The following is a 16095-nucleotide window of genomic DNA, read 5'->3' on the forward strand; positions in this document are numbered from 1 at the left end:
GGCCCATGTGATACAGGGACACAGTTTCCATCGGCATCCTATGACGGCGTGTCGGCCGCGCCGTCAACGGCGACGTTCACATCGGGACGGCGACGAATGTCCTACGGCCGCAACCGACTTGCGAGATGCGGTCGCTCCGGCGGTGGCCCCTGCAGCAGCCCGACGACGGCGTCGACGTCGAGGTGGGCGGCCAGCAGATCGGCGGCGAGGTCGAGTTGGGCGTCACGCCGCGCGGCGACGTTGGTGTCGCCGTCGACCACGAAGCCGCGCCGGCCGGCCGCGTCGGCGACCCGGGTGAGCCAGGCACGGCGGAAGTCGTCGTTGTCGAGCAAGCCGTGCCAGTGCGTCCCAAAGACCGCGCCCCGCACCACACCTTGGGGTTGCGGATCGGCGTCGGCGTCGAACCAGCTTTGCTCAACGCAGCGGGCGATCCGCCCGTGATGGATCTCGTACCCGCCCAACGCGCCGTCGATCCCACGCTGCCAGCGGCGCAAGGTCTTGGCCGGATCGAAGGCGATGTCGGCGTCCAGCAACCCCAACCCCGATACGTCGCCAGCCCCGGACTCCACCGCGTCATCGATACGATGGCACAGCATCTGAAATCCGCCGCAGATCCCCAGTACCGGTTTGCCCCCGCGGGCGTGCGCGGTGATCGCCTCGGCCAGCCCGCACTCGCGCAACCAGGACAGGTCGGCGACGGTGGCCTTGCTGCCGGGGATGACGATCAGGTCGGCGTCGGCCACGCCGGCGGGGTCGGCGACCCAGCGCACCAGCACGCCCGGTTCGCACGCCAGCGCCTCGACGTCGGTGGAATTGGAAATCCGGGGCAGCCGCACCGCGGCGACCCGCAACCACTCGTCGCCGCGCGGAGGCGCGGGCGTGCCGATGACGCGGTGGGCGACCACGGATAGCGAATCCTCGGCGTCGAGCCAGAGCTCCTCGGCATACGGCAGCACCCCGTAGGTGGGCCGGCCCGTCATGGCCTGCAGCTGGCGCAATCCCGGCTCGAGCAGCGCGGGATCGCCCCGGAACTTATTGACGATGAAACCGGAGATCAACGCCTGGTCGTCCGGCTCGAGCACCGCCACCGTGCCGAACAGGTGCGCGAGCAGCCCGCCGCGGTCGATATCGCCGACCAGGACCACCGGCAGGTTGGCGGCCCTGGCCAATCCCATGTTGGCCAAATCCGTGGCGCGCAGGTTGATTTCGGCGGGAGAACCCGCTCCCTCGCAGATGACCGCGTCGAATTCGTCTCGCAGGCAGGCCAATTCGTCCAGCACGACAGCGGCCAACCGATCTCGGTGTTGGACATAGCTTTTCGCGCTGACCGAGTCGGCGACGCGGCCCTTTATCACGAGCTGCGAGGTGCGGTCGCTGCCCGGTTTGAGCAGGACCGGGTTGAACCGCACGCTGGGTTCCAGACCGGCGGCGCGGGCCTGAATCGCTTGGGCGCGGCCGATTTCGCCGCCCTCGACGGTGACCACGGAGTTGTTGGACATGTTCTGCGCCTTGAACGGGGCGACCCGGGTGCCGCGGCGGGCCAGCAACCGGCACAGGGCGGCCACCACCACCGATTTGCCGGCGTCGGAGCTGGTGCCGGCGACCAGCAGCGCCCCGCTCACCTGTGCGCGGCAAGCAGTGCGGACGTCACGGCAGCGTGAGGATTTCGACGCCGGTGTCGGTGACCAGCAGGGTGTGCTCGAACTGCGCGGTCCACTTGCGGTCCTTGGTGACCACCGTCCAGCCGTCGTCCCAGATCTCGTAATCCAGGCCGCCAAGGTTGATCATCGGTTCGATGGTGAACGTCATGCCCGGTTGCATGATGGTCGACACGGACGGCTGGTCGTAGTGCAGGACCACCAGGCCGTTGTGGAACGTGGTGCCGATGCCGTGCCCGGTGAAGTCCCGAACGACGTTGTAGCCGAACCGGTTTGCGTACGACTCGATGACACGGCCGACAACCGACAGGGCACGCCCGGGCTTGACGGCGTTGATGGCGCGCATCGTCGCCTCCCGGGTCCGCTCCACGAGCAGCCGGTGTTCTTCGGAGACGTCACCGGCCAGGAACGTGGCGTTGGTGTCGCCGTGCACGCCGTCGATGTAGGCGGTGACGTCGATGTTGACGATGTCGCCGTCGGCGATCACCGTCGAGTCGGGGATGCCGTGGCAGATGACTTCGTTGAGCGACGTGCAGCACGACTTCGGAAAGCCCTTGTAGCCCAGCGTCGACGGGTAGGCACCGTGATCGACCATGTATTCGTGCGCGATCCGGTCGAGTTCGTCGGTGGTCACCCCGGGCGCGACGGCCTTGCCCGCCTCCACCAGCGCGCGCGCCGCGATCTGGCTGGCGACCCGCATCTTCTCGATCACCTCGGGGGTCTGCACCCACGGCTCGCTGCCCTCCTGGGCCGTGGCCTTGCCGACGTATTCCGGGCGCGGGACGCTGCCGGGCACCGGCAGAGTCGGGGACAACTCTCCGGGGGAAAGCGCGGTGCGAGCGGGCATGCGACCAGCTTAACCGGGGTCGCCCGGGCGATCAGAGTCGCTGGCGGCGCAGCAGCGAGCGGCGCGGTCCCCGGACGATCACCGAGCCGCACACCACCCGCCCGGTCAGCACGACGTGCGGCCTGCCCTCACCAGGCGGGTCTTTGCGGCGGTCGCTGGCGCTGCCCACGTAGACCTCGACGTCGTCGATCGACGCGCTGGCGCCGTCGGGCAATCGAATCTCCACCGAACCAAACCGCATGTCCAGCTCGACGACCACCACCGGCCCGGCGAACCGGGCCTTGGTGAGGTCGAGCTCCACCGAGCCCAGCCGGCGCACCAGCGCCAGGCGGGTGGGCACCGTCCATTCGCCGTGCCGCTTCAGCGAACCCGCCCAGCCGCGCAGTTCCACTCGGTCGGCCGCGGAGGTGACGATGGCGCCCGGCCCCGGCAGATCGCCGACCAGGCCGTCCAGTTCCCCGCGCGTGCGCGCGTAGGACACCTGCGACGAGCGCTGCTCGAACTCGTCGATGTCGATCAGCCCGAGCGCGACCGCGTTGTGCAGGCGGCGCATCGTGCCGTTGCGGTCGGCGTCGGAGACGCGCAGCGCCACCATGTCGCCGCCGGTATCGGTCATGCTCGCAATTTACCGTCGCCGCCGCGCTCGCGAGCGGCGCTAGGCCAGAAAGTCCGGCGGCAGCGACTCGAGCATCACCTTGGTCATCCGGACGGCGTACTCCGAGCTGCCACCCCCGACGATCAGCGCCGCGAATGCCAGATCGCCGCGGTAGCCGGCGAACCAGGAATGCGATCCGCCGGGGAACTCGGCCTCACCGGTCTTCCCGTACACCTCGCCGCAGCCGGCGATCTCCTTGGCGGTCCCGTTGGTCACCACCAACCGCATCATGGGCCGCAGCGCGTCGATCATCTTCGGGCTGATCGGCGTGGCGTCGCCCTGGACGGCCGTCTGACGGCCGGCGATCAATTGCGGCACGGGTGTCTTGCCGGCCGCGACCGTCGCCGCCACCAGGGCCATGCCGAACGGGCTGGCCAGCACCTTGCCCTGGCCGAAGCCGTCCTCGGTGCGCTCGGCGAGGTCGACCGTCGGTGGCACCGAGCCGGTCACCGTGGTGATGCCGTCGATCTGGTAGTCCAGCCCGAGCCCGTAGCGGGAGGCCGCCTGGGTCAGGCCACGCGGGGGCATCTTGCTGCTGAGCTCGGCGAAGGTGGTGTTGCACGAACTCGCGAACGCGCGCGACATCGGCACCACCCCGAGGTCGAAGCCCCCGTAGTTGGGGACGGTGCGGTGCCCGATGTCGAGATGGCCCGGGCAGCCCAGCATGGTGTTGGGGGTGGCCATGTCGCGTTCGACGGCCGCGCCGGCGGTGACCATCTTGAACGTCGACCCGGGCGGGAACAGCCCGGTGGTCGCCGGCAGGCCGTCGGCGTCGGCGCCGGCGTTCTGGGCGATCGCGAGGATCTCTCCGGTCGACGGCTTGATCGCCACGATCATCGCCTTGCCGCCGCGGGTGTCCACCGCATGCTGGGCGGCGTTTTGCACCGCCCGGTCCATGGTGAGCGACACCGACGGGGCCGGTGACCCCTCGACCTCGTGCAGCACTTCGACCTCGACGCCGTTCTGGTTGACGCTCACCACCCGCCAGCCCGCCTCGCCGTCGAGCTGGTCCACCACGGCCTTCTTCACCGCGGAGATGACCGCGGGCGCGAAATGCGGGTCGGTGGGCAGCATTTCGGGCTGGGGCGTGACCACGATGCCGGGCAGCCGGCCGATCGCCGGGAACACCTTGTCGTTGTCATCGGGGTGCAGCGTGACCGCGAGGTCGACCGGGTGGGGGGTCGAGCTGGCCTGCTCGGCGAGCAGCTGCGGGTCATTGAGCGCGTCGTTGAAGGGGTGCAGCACGTCGACCACCGCGCGCGCCGTGCCGAACAGCGCGGGTCCGGCCTGCGTGGCGTCCAGCGTGTAGTGGTACAGGTAGCCGGGCACCAGCACGTCGCTGCCGCCGAGTTCGTTGACCGAGGCGCGGCGCGGCCGATCCGCGCGCAGCGCGAATGTCTGGTGCTCGCCCAATTTGGCGTGCAGCGCGGTGGTGGCCCAGCGCACCCGCCAGTGGCCCTCGTCGCGCGCCATCCTCAGCTGGCCGTCGTAGCTCCAGATGCGGTTCTTGGGCAGGTGCCAGGCGAAGCGATAGCCGACCGTGCCGGAGTCCTCGGCGTACTTGGCATTGAGGACCTGCGCGTCGAGGTGGGTCGCTTGCAGGCCCGACCAGGCGGCGTTGAGCGCTTCGCGGGCCTCGTTGGGGCTGTCGCTGAGCTGGGCGGCCGTGGCGGTGTCGCCGACGGCGAGGGCGCGGAAGAACTTCTCCGCGGCCGGGCCCGGGCCGTCGGGCCGCGGCGTGCACCCGGACAGGGCGATCACCGCGACGAGCAGCAGGCCTGAAACGGATGAGGCCGCTGTTGTTCTAGTTACCATCGGTGCTGATGTTATGAGCTGGGGCGGGAACAGCGGCGCCGCCACACCGAGATCGAACCGTTATGCGTGGTCGACACCCGCGTTTGCCCGCCGAATGCGCGGCTGGCCGCTCCTTAACGGCCGAGTGTGCGGCGACCCGCACACTCGCGACCACGGGCGGGCGCAGCTAGTCGAGCAGCACCGTCGCGAAGGTGCCGATCTCGGCGAAGCCCACTCGGGCGTAGGCGGCGCGCGCCACCGCATTGAAGTCGTTGACGTAGAGGCTGGCGGTCCGCCCGCTGCCGACGATCACCGCGGCGACCGTGGCGGTGCCGGCGGTGCCCAGGCCCAGGCCGCGCCACTCGGGGTGCACCCACACGCCCTGGATCTGGCCCACCCCCGGCGACTGGGAGCCCACCTCGGCCTTGAAGACGACCTGGCCGTGCTCGAACCGCGCCCAGGCGCGACCGGCCGAGATGAGGCTGGCCACGCGGCGCCGATAGCCGCGGCCGCCGTCCCCGATCCTCGGGTCGACGCCCACCTCGCCGATGAACATGTCGACCGCCGCCACCAGGTAGGCGTCCAGTTCCTCGGGCCGGACCTGGCGCACCGCGGTGTCGATCTCACAGTTCGGGTGGCTGGACAACGCCAGCAGCGGCTGGTGGTCGCGCACGTCGCGGGCGGGCCCCCACGCCGCCTCGAGCCGCTCCCACATCGGCATCACCAGATCGGCCCGGCCGACCAGCGACGAGCAGCGCCGCGTCCCGCGCATGGCCTCGTCGGCGAACGCATTCAGGTCGGCCGGCGCGCCGCGCAGCGGGATCAGGTTGGCGCCGGCGAAGCACAGCGATTCGTCGGCACCGCGCAGCGTCCACAGTTCCCCGCCGATCGAATTGGGGTCGATGCCGTGGTCGGCCACGCGCGCGGCAACCATGCACGAGGCGACGGGATCGTCCTCGAGCACCCGCCACACCGCGGCCGCGTCACGCACCACCGACACCCGACGCTCGCCGACGAGGCGGAAAAGGGGCGGAGCCGACATGTGGCGAACTCTCTGTGGTGCGATCTCAGGGCCAGGGCGCTGGCCTTTATCAGCTTACGGTCACAACCGGCGAACCGCTCGATGTTGTGTCCGGTCCGTGATCGCCGCCCATCTCGGCGGCGATGCGCATCGCCTCCTCGATCAGGGTCTCGACGATCTGCGCCTCGGGCACGGTCTTGATCACCTCGCCGCGAACGAAGATCTGCCCCTTGCCATTTCCCGATGCGACGCCCAGGTCGGCCTCGCGGGCCTCCCCCGGACCGTTGACGACGCAGCCCATCACGGCGACCCGTAGCGGGACGTCGAGACCGTCCAGGCCGGCCGTCACCGCGTTGGCGAGGGTGTAGACGTCGACCTGCGCGCGCCCGCACGACGGGCAGGACACGATCTCGAGCCCGCGCGGGCGCAGGTTCAGCGACTCGAGGATCTGGATGCCGACCTTGACCTCTTCGACCGGGGGCGCCGACAGCGACACCCGGATGGTGTCGCCGATGCCGCGGCTCAGCAACGCGCCGAAGGCGACGGCGGACTTGATGGTGCCCTGGAACGCGGGGCCGGCCTCGGTGACGCCGAGGTGCAGCGGGTAATCGCACTGCGCGGCGAGCTGCTCGTAGGCCGCGACCATCACCACCGGGTCGTTGTGCTTGACGCTGATCTTGATGTCGCCGAAGCCGTGTTCCTCGAACAGCGACGCCTCCCACAGCGCCGACTCGACCAGCGCCTCGGGGGTGGCCTTGCCGTACTTCTCCAGGAACCGCTTGTCCAGCGAGCCCGCGTTGACGCCGATGCGGATCGGGATGCCGGCGGCGCCGGCGGCCTTGGCGACCTCGCCGACGCGGCCGTCGAACTCCTTGATGTTGCCCGGGTTCACCCGGACCGCGGCGCAGCCCGCGTCGATCGCGGCGAAGATGTACTTCGGCTGGAAGTGGATGTCGGCGATCACCGGGATCTGGCTGTGCCGGGCGATCTCGGCCAGCGCGTCGGCGTCCTCCTGACGCGGGCAGGCCACGCGGACGATGTCACAGCCGGCCGCGGTCAGCTCGGCGATCTGCTGCAGCGTGGTGTTGACGTCATGGGTCTTGGTGGTGCACATCGACTGCACCGAAATCGGATGGTCGCTGCCGACCCCGACGTCGCGGACCATCAGTTGGCGGGTCCGACGTCGGGGCGCAAGCGTGGGCGCCGGAGCGTCCGGCATGCCCAGGCCAATGGTCACTGTCGTAGTTCCTTAGCTATTGGAAGAGCCTGATCGGGTTGACCAGATCGGCGGTCACGGTCAGCAGCATGTAGCCGACCACGAACACCAGCACGACGTACGTCGCGGGCATGAGTTTGAGGTAGTTCACCGGCGCGGCCGCGACCATGCCGCGGGCCGACCGGATCAGGTTGCGGACCTTTTCGAACATCGCGATGGCGATGTGCCCGCCGTCGAACGGCAGCAGCGGCACCAGGTTGATCGCCCCCAGGATGAGGTTCAGCTGGGCCAGGAAGAACCAGAACGCCACCCACAGTCCGTGATCGACGGTGTCGCCGCCGATGATGCTGGCCCCGACCACGCTCATCGGGGTCTGCGGGTCGCGCTGGCCGCCACCGATCGCATGCACCAGCGCCCCGACCTTCGTCGGGATCGTGACAAGCGCCTTGCCCACCTCGACGGTCAGGTCCCCGGCGAAGACCAGACTGCCCGGGATCGCCGAGAGCACCCCGTAGTGCGTCGGGCCGGCGTGGACGGCGCCGACGCCGATGGCGCCGACCGTCGAGGCCTGCGGCTGAGCGCCCTGCCCCTCGGCCCCGGTGGTGAGGTAGCGCTGCGTGGGCGTGACATCGACATAGGTGGTGATCGCGGTGTCGTCCCGCTCGACGACGATCGGGGTGTTGCCGTGCACTTTGCGGATGGCCGCGGCCATCTCCTCGAAGGTCGACACCCGGGTGTCTCCCACCTTGACGATGACGTCGCCGGGACGGATTCCGGCCAGCGCCGCCGGCCCGGGCCCGGCGCAGTCGGCGATCTTGCCCGGAGCCACTTCCGGTGCCACACAAGCGGTTTCGCCGACCACCGCCTGGGTGGGCGGGTGCAGGTCGGGCAGGCCCCAGACCAGCGCGATGCCGTAGAGCAGCACCAGGCAGATGATGAAGTTCGCGGCGGGCCCGGCGAACAGCACCGCGACCCGCTTCCAGACCTTCTGCCTGAACATGGCGCGGTCGGTCTCGTCGGGCGCCAGCTCTTCCACCGAGGTCATGCCGGCGATGTCGCAGAAGCCGCCCAGCGGCACGGCCTTGAGGCCGTATTCGGTTTCGCCGCGCCGGGTCGACCACAGCGTCGGGCCGAAACCGACGAAGTAGCGCCGCACCTTCATGCCGGTGGCACGCGCCACCCACATATGGCCGCACTCGTGCAGGGCCACCGAAATCAGGATGGCCAGTGCGAACAGCACAATGCCGATGACGAACATCATTAGGCTGCGAGGACCTTTCTCACACCGCTCCGGAGGCTTTTACCGACGATTTGGCGGGCTGGGCTGCTGCGACGACACGCTGCGCCCGCTCCCGTGCCCAGCGCTGCGCGTCCAGTACCTCATCCACGTTAGCGGGTGAAACGTCCCATTGGTCGGCGGCGTGCAGCACGTCGGCGATGGTTTTGACAATCGCGCCGAACCCGATGCGGCCCGCCAGGAACGCCTCCGCCGCCTCCTCGTTGGCGGCGTTGTAGACCGCGGTCATGCAGCCGCCGGCCTGCCCGGCGTGACGGGCGAGCTCGACGGCGGGGAAAACGTCGTTGTCCAGCGGCTCGAAGTCCCAGCTGGACGCCGTGCTGAAGTCGCAGCGGGCGGCCGCCCCGGGCACCCGGTGCGGCCAGCCCAGGGCCAGCGAGATCGGCAGCTTCATGTCCGGCGGGCTGGCCTGGGCGATGGTCGAACCGTCGACGAAGGTGACCATCGAATGAACGATCGACTGGGGGTGCACGACCACCTCGATGCGGTCGTAGGGAAGGCCGAACAGCAGGTGGGTTTCGATGAGCTCGAGCCCCTTGTTGACCAGCGAGGCCGAGTTCAGCGTGTTCATCGGCCCCATCGACCACGTCGGGTGCGCACCGGCCTGCTCGGGGGTGACGTCCTCGAGCTGGGCGGCGGTCCAGCCGCGGAACGGGCCGCCCGACGCGGTCAGCACCAGCTTGGCGACTTCGTCGGGGGTACCGCCGCGCAGGCACTGGGCCAGGGCGGAATGTTCGGAGTCCACGGGCACGATCTGGCCGGGCCGGGCGGCCTTGAGCACCAGCGGACCGCCGGCGATCAGCGATTCCTTGTTGGCCAGCGCCAGCCGGGCCCCGGACTCCAGCGCGGCCAGCGTGGGCCGCAGGCCCAGCGCCCCCACCAGCGCATTGAGGACGACGTCGGCCTCGGTCTCCTGGACCAGCCGGGTCACGGCCTCGGGCCCGGAAAAGGGGATGTCGCCGGCCTGCCGCGCCGCGCGTTCGTCGGCGACCGCGATGTTGGTCACACCGGTGGCGGCACGCTGGTGCAACAGCGTGTCCAGGTTCGCCCCGCCCGCGGCCAGGCCGACCACCTCGAAGCGGTCCGGATTGGCCGCGATGACGTCCAGCGCCTGCGTGCCGATCGAACCGGTGCTGCCCAGCACCAGCACACGCACGCGGCCCGGGGTTTGCCCGTCGGTCGTCGGGTTGGTCACCCATTCATTGTGCCGCCCGACCCCGACGGGGGCCACGATGCGGCCGCGGCCACCGGGCCGGCGCGGGGTTATGCCAGAATTTGGGTTCAGCAAGCCGATCCGATCCGAAAGGGATGCGCCGTGGCCAGTACCGAGGTCGAACACTTCACCGGCGTCGACTCCGTCGAGGTGCCCTCGGCGCGGTGGGGTTGGAGCCGGATCAATCACCGGACCTGGCACATCGTCGGCCTGTGCGTCTTCGGGTTCTTGCTGGCGATGCTGCGTGGCAACCACGTCGGCCACATCGAGGACTGGTTCCTGATCGGGTTCGCGACGCTGGTTCTCGTCGTCCTGATCCGCGACCTGTGGGGCCGCCGGCGCGGCTGGATCCGCTAGCTACCTGTTCTCGAAGGCCAGCTGCCCGCACGCGGCACTGATCTCCCGGCCGCGGGTGTCGCGCACCGTGCAGGACACCCCCTGGGCACGGACCCGCCGCACGAATTCGCGCTCGACCGGTTTGGGGCTCGCATCCCACTCGCTGCCCGGCGTCGGGTTGAGGGGGATCAGGTTCACGTGCACCAGCGGCCCCAGCGCCCGGTGCAGCCGCTGCCCCAGCAGATCCGCCCGCCACTGCTGGTCGTTGACGTCACGGATCAGCGCGTACTCCACCGATACCCGCCGGCCGGTGACGTCGGCGTAGTACCGCGCGGCGTCGAGCGCCTCGTCGATCTTCCACCGGTTGTTGACCGGCACCAGGGTGTCGCGCAGTTCGTCGTCGGGCGCGTGCAGCGACAGCGCCAGCGTCACCGCGAGCCCTTCGTCGGCGAGTTTGCGGATCGCGGGCGCCAGGCCCACCGTCGACACCGTCACCGACCGGGCCGAGATGCCGAAGCCATGCGGCGGCGCGGCGACGATGCGCCGGACCGCGGCGACCACCCGGGCATAGTTGGCCAGCGGCTCCCCCATGCCCATGAAGACCACGTTGGACAGCCGGTCCCCGAAGTCGTCGCGTAGCGCCGCGGCGCCGGCGCGCACCTGCTCGAGGATCTCGGCCGTCGACAGGTTGCGGCTCAGGCCGCCCTGTCCGGTCGCGCAGAACGGACACGCCATGCCGCAGCCGGCCTGCGACGAGATGCACACCGTGTTGCGCTGCGGGTAGCGCATCAACACCGACTCCACGGTGACCCCATCGAGGGCCCGCCACAACGTCTTTCGCGTCTGGCCGGCATCGCAGGCCACCTCGGAGGCGGCGGTGAGCAGGATCGGGAACATCGTGTCGGCGATCGCGTCGCGCAGTCCGGCCGGCAGGTCGGTCATCTGCCGCGGGTCGGCGATCAGCCGCCCGTAGTACTGATGCGCCAGTTGCTTGGCACGAAAAGCGGGCAAGCCCAGCTCGGCGACGGCCGACGCGCGGCCGTCCGCGTCCAGGTCGGCCAGGTGCCGCGGCGGCCTGCCGGGGCGCGGCTCGGAGAAAACCAGTTGTTGGACCATGACCTGTCCAGTATCGGTCACGTTCGGCCTAGGGAACGAGCGTCAGCACCGTCCAGGCCGCGACCGCCGAGGGCAGGACGCCGTCGAGCCGGTCCATCAGGCCGCCGTGGCCGGGCAGCAGCCGGCCCATGTCCTTGATGCCGAGGTCGCGCTTGACCTGCGATTCCACCAGGTCGCCGAGCGTGCCGGTCAGCACCAGGACGACACCCAGCAGCACACCAATCCACGGCGGTTTGCCGGCCAGGAACGTCGCGGTCAGCGTCGCCGCGGTGATTCCGAACACCAGGGAACCGGCGAATCCCTCCCAGGACTTCTTGGGGCTGACCGCCGGCACCATCGGGTGCTTGCCGAAGAGCGCTCCCACGGCATATCCGCCGGTGTCGGAGGCGACGACGGTGATCATCAGGCAGAAAACGCGCCCGGCCCCGTCGTGCGGATAGACCAGCAGCACGCCGAAGGAGGCGAACAGCGGCACCCAGGCGGCCAGGAACGCGGTGGCCGAGGCGTCCCGGAGGTAGTTGGCCGACGGTGAGCCATCGAACGGCTCGGGCCGTTTGCTGTTGTCCTGCATGAATAGCCGCCACACGTTGCACACCACCACCGTGATGCCGAAGCCGGCCAGGGCGCCCGCGGCATGGAACGGCCAGGTCAGCCACACCGTGAGCTGACCGCCGGCCAGCAGCGGGATGACGGGTATGAGGTAGCCGGCTTCGCGCAACCGCCGAACCACTTCGTGGGTGGCCACCACGATGGCGAGCGCGACGATGGGCACCCAAAAGCGCGGCGCGAACACCAGCGTCACGACCAGGACCCCACCGATACCGGCCCCTACCGCGATGGCGGCGCGCAGGTCGCGGCCGGCGCGGGATGTCTTCTTCGCCGGGTGCGGCATCGCCGTGAAGGAGGGTTGCGGCTTGGCTGCGGCCGCCGGCTCGTCGGGCGGGGTGCCTGCGCCGGAATCTGGGTTAGCCACGGGCCTGAGTCAACTTAGCTGCCGAGCGGTCGCTAGACCTCGAGCAGCTCGCCTTCTTTGTGCTTGACCAACTCTTCGATCTGGGTGGTGTATTGGTGCGTGGTCTTGTCCAGGTCCTTTTCGGCGCGGCCGACCTCGTCCTCGCCGGCCTCGCCGTCCTTGCGGATGCGGTGCAGCTCCTCCATCGCTTTGCGACGGATGTTGCGCACCGAGACCTTGGCGTCCTCGCCCTTGCTCTTGGCCTGCTTGACCAGCTCCCGGCGGCGTTCCTCGGTGAGCTGCGGGACCGCCACGCGGATCAGGGTGCCGTCGTTGGTGGGATTGACACCCAGGTCGGAGTTGCGGATCGCCGTCTCGATCGCGCCCACCTGGCTGGCCTCGTAGGGCTTGATCACCACCAGGCGCGCCTCGGGGACGTTGATGCTGGCCAGCTGCGTGATGGGGGTGGCGGCGCCGTAGTAGTCGATCACGATCCGCGAGAACATGCCCGGGTTGGCGCGCCCGGTCCGGATGGTCGACAAGTCGTCGCGGGCCACCGCTACGGCCTTCTCCATTTTCTCTTCCGCGTCGAAGAGAGCCTCGTCAATCATGTGCGCCGCTCCTCATCACTACGTTCTGCATCGTCGCCACCGCATCCCCTCAGGTGGTGACCAGCGTCCCGATCTTCTCACCAGCGACCGCACGGGCGATATTGCCATTGGTCAACAGGTTGAACACCAGGATCGGCATGCCATTGTCCATGCACAGGCTGAATGCGGTCGCATCGGCCACGCGTAGACCGCGGTCGATCACCTCGCGATGGCTGATCGCGGTGATCAATTCGGCCTCGGGATACTGCCGCGGATCCGCGGAGAAGACGCCGTCGACGGCCTTGGCCATCAGCACCACCTCGGCGCCGATCTCCAACGCCCGCTGCGCGGCGGTGGTGTCGGTGGAGAAGTACGGCAGTCCCATGCCGGCACCGAAGATCACCACCCGTCCCTTTTCCAGGTGGCGCACGGCGCGCAAGGGCAGGTAGGGCTCGGCGACCTGACCCATGGTGATCGCGGTCTGGACGCGGGTGACGATCCCTTCCTTCTCCAAAAAGTCTTGCAGCGCGAGGCTGTTCATGACGGTGCCCAGCATGCCCATGTAGTCCGACCGCGTGCGTTCCATGCCGCGCTGTTGCAGCTGCGCGCCCCGGAAGAAGTTGCCGCCGCCGATTACGACGGCGACCTGGACGCCGCCGCGGACCACCTCGGCGATCTGCTGCGCGACCAATGCCACGACGTCGGGATCCAAGCCGACCTGGCCGCCGCCGAACATTTCGCCGCCGAGCTTGAGCAGCACTCGCGAATACCTGGCCCGGGTCAGCGGCTGGCCGGAAGCCAGTCCATTCGTCGGCTCCCGCCTCGGGGCCGCCGGACCGGCGGCGGGTGGCTCCCTGGACTCCGTCATCAGACTCCTCGCATGAGAGTGCCATCCCGGGCGATCTCATCCGGAACGGCATTTCACATCCTGCCTCATCGCAGCACAATGCGGCGTCGGCGGGGTGCATTATGCGCACAGTTGGCGCGCGGGAGCGATTTTCGAGTCTGGCGGTACCGGATTATCCCGGCGCCAAGCGGGGCGTTTGAGCCGTCGACGGCGGGGGAATCCGCTACAACGCGGCGACATATGCGGTCTTGAGCAAGGAGGGCCGGCTTCGTCGTATGACCGGATCGATCGCTCGCGATCGTCGTTGAGCGCGTGGATCGCTCACAGTACGCCAACGAGGAGGAACGGATCCATGGCGGAAGAAAACAAGTCGGGACCCGCTGAAGCGGTGAAGGGCGTCGTCGAGGACGTCAAGGGTAAGGCCAAGGAGGCCGTAGGCGCGGTGGCCGGTCGCGATGACCTCACCCGTGAGGGTCAGGCGCAGCAAGACAAGGCCGAGGCGCAGCGCGACGCGGCGAAGAAGGAAGCCGAGGCGGAAGCCGCACGTGGCGGCGCCGAGGCGGCCGAGGAACGCCAGAAGTCCAACCAGTAAGCCTGCTGGGAAAGATGGGTCCGGTCCATGAAAATGGGCCGGGCCCATCGACTTTCTTCGGGTAAACGGCCTGAGTTTGCATAGGTTTGCATAGTTTTCCGCCGAGCGGGTAATCAAGCCTGGCGCTACCAGACATCTCGCGCGAGGCGCCTACGGTCCGGGGGGAACGCAGGGACCTCACGAGGGTTGGAGATGTCGTTGGACATGCCGATGCACATTGTGGTGCTCACCGACGAGGCTGATTTCGACTCAGCCTTACCGGATTTGGCCACGCTCGCGCTGCCGGCGCGCGCGGCGTTGACCGCCGGCACCGACGGTCAGTGCGCCACCGCCGATGTGGCGATCATCGACGCCCGCGGCAATATGGCTGTGGCCCAGGCGGTTAGTCGCCGGCTGGCGGCGCAGCATCCCGCTACCGCGGTGGTGGCCCTCGTCGCTCCGGTCGATTGCGCCGCGGTCGACGTCGACTGCAACTTCGACGATGTGGTGCTGCCCGGAACCGGCGCGGACGAGCTGCGGGCGCGGTTGCGGCTGGCGGTCGGCCGTCGTCGTGGCATCGCCGACGGCATCCTCAAATTCGGCGACCTTCGCCTGCACCCGGCCAGCTTCACCGCCTTGCTGGACGGCCACGACCTGGCCTTGACACTGACCGAGTTCAAATTGCTGAATTTCCTTGTGCTGCATGCCGGTCAGGCATTCACGCGCACCCGGCTGATGCGGGAGGCCTGCGGCTATGACAGCAGCAGCCGGGCCCGCGCCGTCGATGTCCACATCCGGCGACTGCGCGCCAAGCTCGGGAGCCGGCACGAGTTCATAGTCGGCACCGTCCGCGGTGTCGGTTACCGGGCGGCGAGGCCCCCGCAGCCGGAGTGGGTCGTCGCCGAGCCGGCGCTGGCGCGCTGACCGGCGTGACCGCAACCGGTTTCGCGGAGGTCACCCGAAGAAGGGGAAGGCGCGCTTGCGCGCGAGCGCGTCCATGCCTTCCTGGATGGAATCCTGCACTTCGCGGTATTTGCGGTCGATGTATTCCTCGTCGTCCGCCCGCGCGGGATCGTGGTCGAGTTCCACGGCGGGCATGAAACGCGTCCTGATCTTGGCCGGCAGCGGCAGTTGGGGAAGCGCCGCCGGGGCGATCCCCCACGGCAGCGAGATCGCCAGCGGGAACACCTTGAGCCGCAGTAACCGGTCCAGTTGCAAGGCTTTTGACAGCCGGTCGCCGCGGATCAGCACGGGCATCGCGTCGGCCCCGCCGACGGTGGCGATGGGCACGATCGGGACGCCGGCTCGGATCGCCATCTTGACGAAGCCCGTCCGCCCCGCGAGGTTGGCGCGATCGCGCTCGGTCCACGGGCGCAGCGAGTCCACTTCCCCGCCGGGCCACAGCGCGACGTCACGGCCTTCGGCCAAGGCGGTGGCGATCGCGTCCGGGGCGGCCGGCAGCACTCCCATCGACCGGAAATAGCGCCCGAACAACGGGATCGCCATCAACGCGTCGTGGGCGGTGCCGTGCAGCGTGCGTTCTTGGCCGAACCGTCGCCACCATTGCAGACCAACCGTCCAGGCGTCCCAGACGAAGGGTGCGCCGGAGTGGATGCCGACCAGCAACGCCGGCGGCGATTCCGGAATGTTCTCCCAGCCGTCGATCTCCATCCGAAACCAATAGTCCACCAGCACATTCCACAGATACTTCTGTCGCTGTAGGGCGGCCTCGTCCTGGCCGGAGAGGTCCCAGCGGCCGGCGCGCTCGGCGACCCAGCCGCTCAGCCCGCCGTGGTGTTCGCTGCGCCGCTCGTCCATCGCCGCGCGCGTCTGCTCGGCGTTGCGTTGCGCTTGTTTGCGCACGCGAGGCGGCCTGTGGTCCGGGTTACTCATGAGTGCCGGGTACCCGGTTCCGGCACGCCCGATTCCCCCGCCGTAAAAACTCCCCGCACCCTGGGGGTACGGGGAGTTTTTTTACGGCG

The 16095-nt window shown here is 69.3% G+C and carries 16 protein-coding genes; 3 read left to right on the forward strand and 13 right to left on the reverse strand.

Annotated features, from left to right (window positions below; genetic code table 11):
- Positions 1-101: 101 nt before the first annotated feature.
- The 8 genes from G6N26_RS09675 to dxr all read right to left on the reverse strand — a co-directional run bounded on the left by G6N26_RS09675 (position 102) and on the right by dxr (position 9683).
- Entirely contained in the window at positions 102-1622 is a 1521-nt protein-coding gene (locus tag G6N26_RS09675; protein ID WP_083018115.1) for a cobyric acid synthase, read from the reverse strand.
- A 25-nt stretch (positions 1623-1647) separates the two neighbouring features.
- The gene (gene map, locus G6N26_RS09680; protein ID WP_067172405.1) at positions 1648-2505 is read right to left on the reverse strand and encodes a type I methionyl aminopeptidase; all 858 of its coding nucleotides are present in this window, start codon (positions 2503-2505) and stop codon (positions 1648-1650) included.
- Positions 2506-2536: 31 nt separating this feature from the next.
- The gene (locus G6N26_RS09685) at positions 2537-3121 is read right to left on the reverse strand and encodes a DUF1707 SHOCT-like domain-containing protein (RefSeq protein ID WP_067172407.1); all 585 of its coding nucleotides are present in this window, start codon (positions 3119-3121) and stop codon (positions 2537-2539) included.
- Positions 3122-3160: 39 nt separating this feature from the next.
- Positions 3161-4975, reverse strand: a complete 1815-nt coding sequence (locus tag G6N26_RS09690; RefSeq protein WP_083018117.1) for a penicillin-binding transpeptidase domain-containing protein — start codon at positions 4973-4975, stop codon at positions 3161-3163.
- A 166-nt stretch (positions 4976-5141) separates the two neighbouring features.
- Positions 5142-5996 (reverse strand): GNAT family N-acetyltransferase, encoded by an 855-nt coding sequence (locus tag G6N26_RS09695; protein ID WP_083018119.1) that lies wholly within the window; start codon positions 5994-5996, stop codon positions 5142-5144.
- 49 nt (positions 5997-6045) lie between these two features.
- Entirely contained in the window at positions 6046-7212 is a 1167-nt protein-coding gene (ispG, locus tag G6N26_RS09700) for a flavodoxin-dependent (E)-4-hydroxy-3-methylbut-2-enyl-diphosphate synthase (protein WP_067172414.1), read from the reverse strand.
- Positions 7213-7228: 16 nt separating this feature from the next.
- The gene (locus G6N26_RS09705) at positions 7229-8452 is read right to left on the reverse strand and encodes a M50 family metallopeptidase (RefSeq protein ID WP_083018121.1); all 1224 of its coding nucleotides are present in this window, start codon (positions 8450-8452) and stop codon (positions 7229-7231) included.
- 19 nt (positions 8453-8471) lie between these two features.
- A complete protein-coding gene (gene dxr / locus G6N26_RS09710; protein WP_163648765.1) occupies positions 8472-9683 on the reverse strand; it encodes a 1-deoxy-D-xylulose-5-phosphate reductoisomerase in 1212 nt (403 codons plus the stop codon).
- 120 nt (positions 9684-9803) lie between these two features.
- Between dxr and G6N26_RS09715 the strand changes: the two genes are divergently transcribed.
- Positions 9804-10058, forward strand: coding sequence for a DUF2631 domain-containing protein (locus G6N26_RS09715; RefSeq protein WP_067172465.1), 255 nt, complete (start codon positions 9804-9806; stop codon positions 10056-10058).
- On the opposite strand, the gene rlmN is transcribed toward G6N26_RS09715, so the two are convergent.
- The 4 genes from rlmN to pyrH are packed head-to-tail and all read right to left on the reverse strand — an operon-like array spanning position 10059 to position 13563.
- Positions 10059-11153 carry a dual-specificity RNA methyltransferase RlmN gene (rlmN, locus tag G6N26_RS09720; protein ID WP_067172420.1) on the reverse strand — a complete coding sequence of 365 codons (1095 nt, stop codon included), beginning with the start codon at positions 11151-11153 and terminating at the stop codon, positions 10059-10061. It lies immediately after the preceding gene.
- Positions 11154-11181: 28 nt separating this feature from the next.
- On the reverse strand, positions 11182-12126 hold the full coding sequence (locus G6N26_RS09725) for a phosphatidate cytidylyltransferase (RefSeq protein WP_083018125.1): 945 nt from the start codon (positions 12124-12126) through the stop codon (positions 11182-11184).
- A gap of 32 nt (positions 12127-12158) precedes the next feature.
- Positions 12159-12716 carry a ribosome recycling factor gene (frr, locus tag G6N26_RS09730; protein ID WP_008258791.1) on the reverse strand — a complete coding sequence of 186 codons (558 nt, stop codon included), beginning with the start codon at positions 12714-12716 and terminating at the stop codon, positions 12159-12161.
- A gap of 49 nt (positions 12717-12765) precedes the next feature.
- Positions 12766-13563: a UMP kinase gene (gene pyrH, locus G6N26_RS09735; RefSeq protein WP_067172425.1), complete on the reverse strand. Its 798-nt coding sequence runs from the start codon at positions 13561-13563 to the stop codon at positions 12766-12768.
- Positions 13564-13894: 331 nt separating this feature from the next.
- Between pyrH and mbp1 the strand changes: the two genes are divergently transcribed.
- Both mbp1 and G6N26_RS09745 read left to right on the forward strand, forming a co-directional pair.
- Positions 13895-14134 carry a microaggregate-binding protein 1 gene (gene mbp1 / locus G6N26_RS09740; protein WP_008258793.1) on the forward strand — a complete coding sequence of 80 codons (240 nt, stop codon included), beginning with the start codon at positions 13895-13897 and terminating at the stop codon, positions 14132-14134.
- 204 nt (positions 14135-14338) lie between these two features.
- A complete protein-coding gene (locus tag G6N26_RS09745) occupies positions 14339-15037 on the forward strand; it encodes a winged helix family transcriptional regulator (RefSeq protein WP_179960359.1) in 699 nt (232 codons plus the stop codon).
- A gap of 30 nt (positions 15038-15067) precedes the next feature.
- Here G6N26_RS09745 and G6N26_RS09750 read toward each other — a convergent pair whose 3' ends face one another.
- Positions 15068-16006, reverse strand: coding sequence for a lysophospholipid acyltransferase family protein (locus G6N26_RS09750; protein ID WP_082991474.1), 939 nt, complete (start codon positions 16004-16006; stop codon positions 15068-15070).
- Positions 16007-16095: the final 89 nt, after the last annotated feature.

It is taken from the genome of Mycobacterium marseillense (genome assembly GCF_010731675.1).
Taxonomy (GTDB): Bacteria; Actinomycetota; Actinomycetes; order Mycobacteriales; family Mycobacteriaceae; genus Mycobacterium; species Mycobacterium marseillense.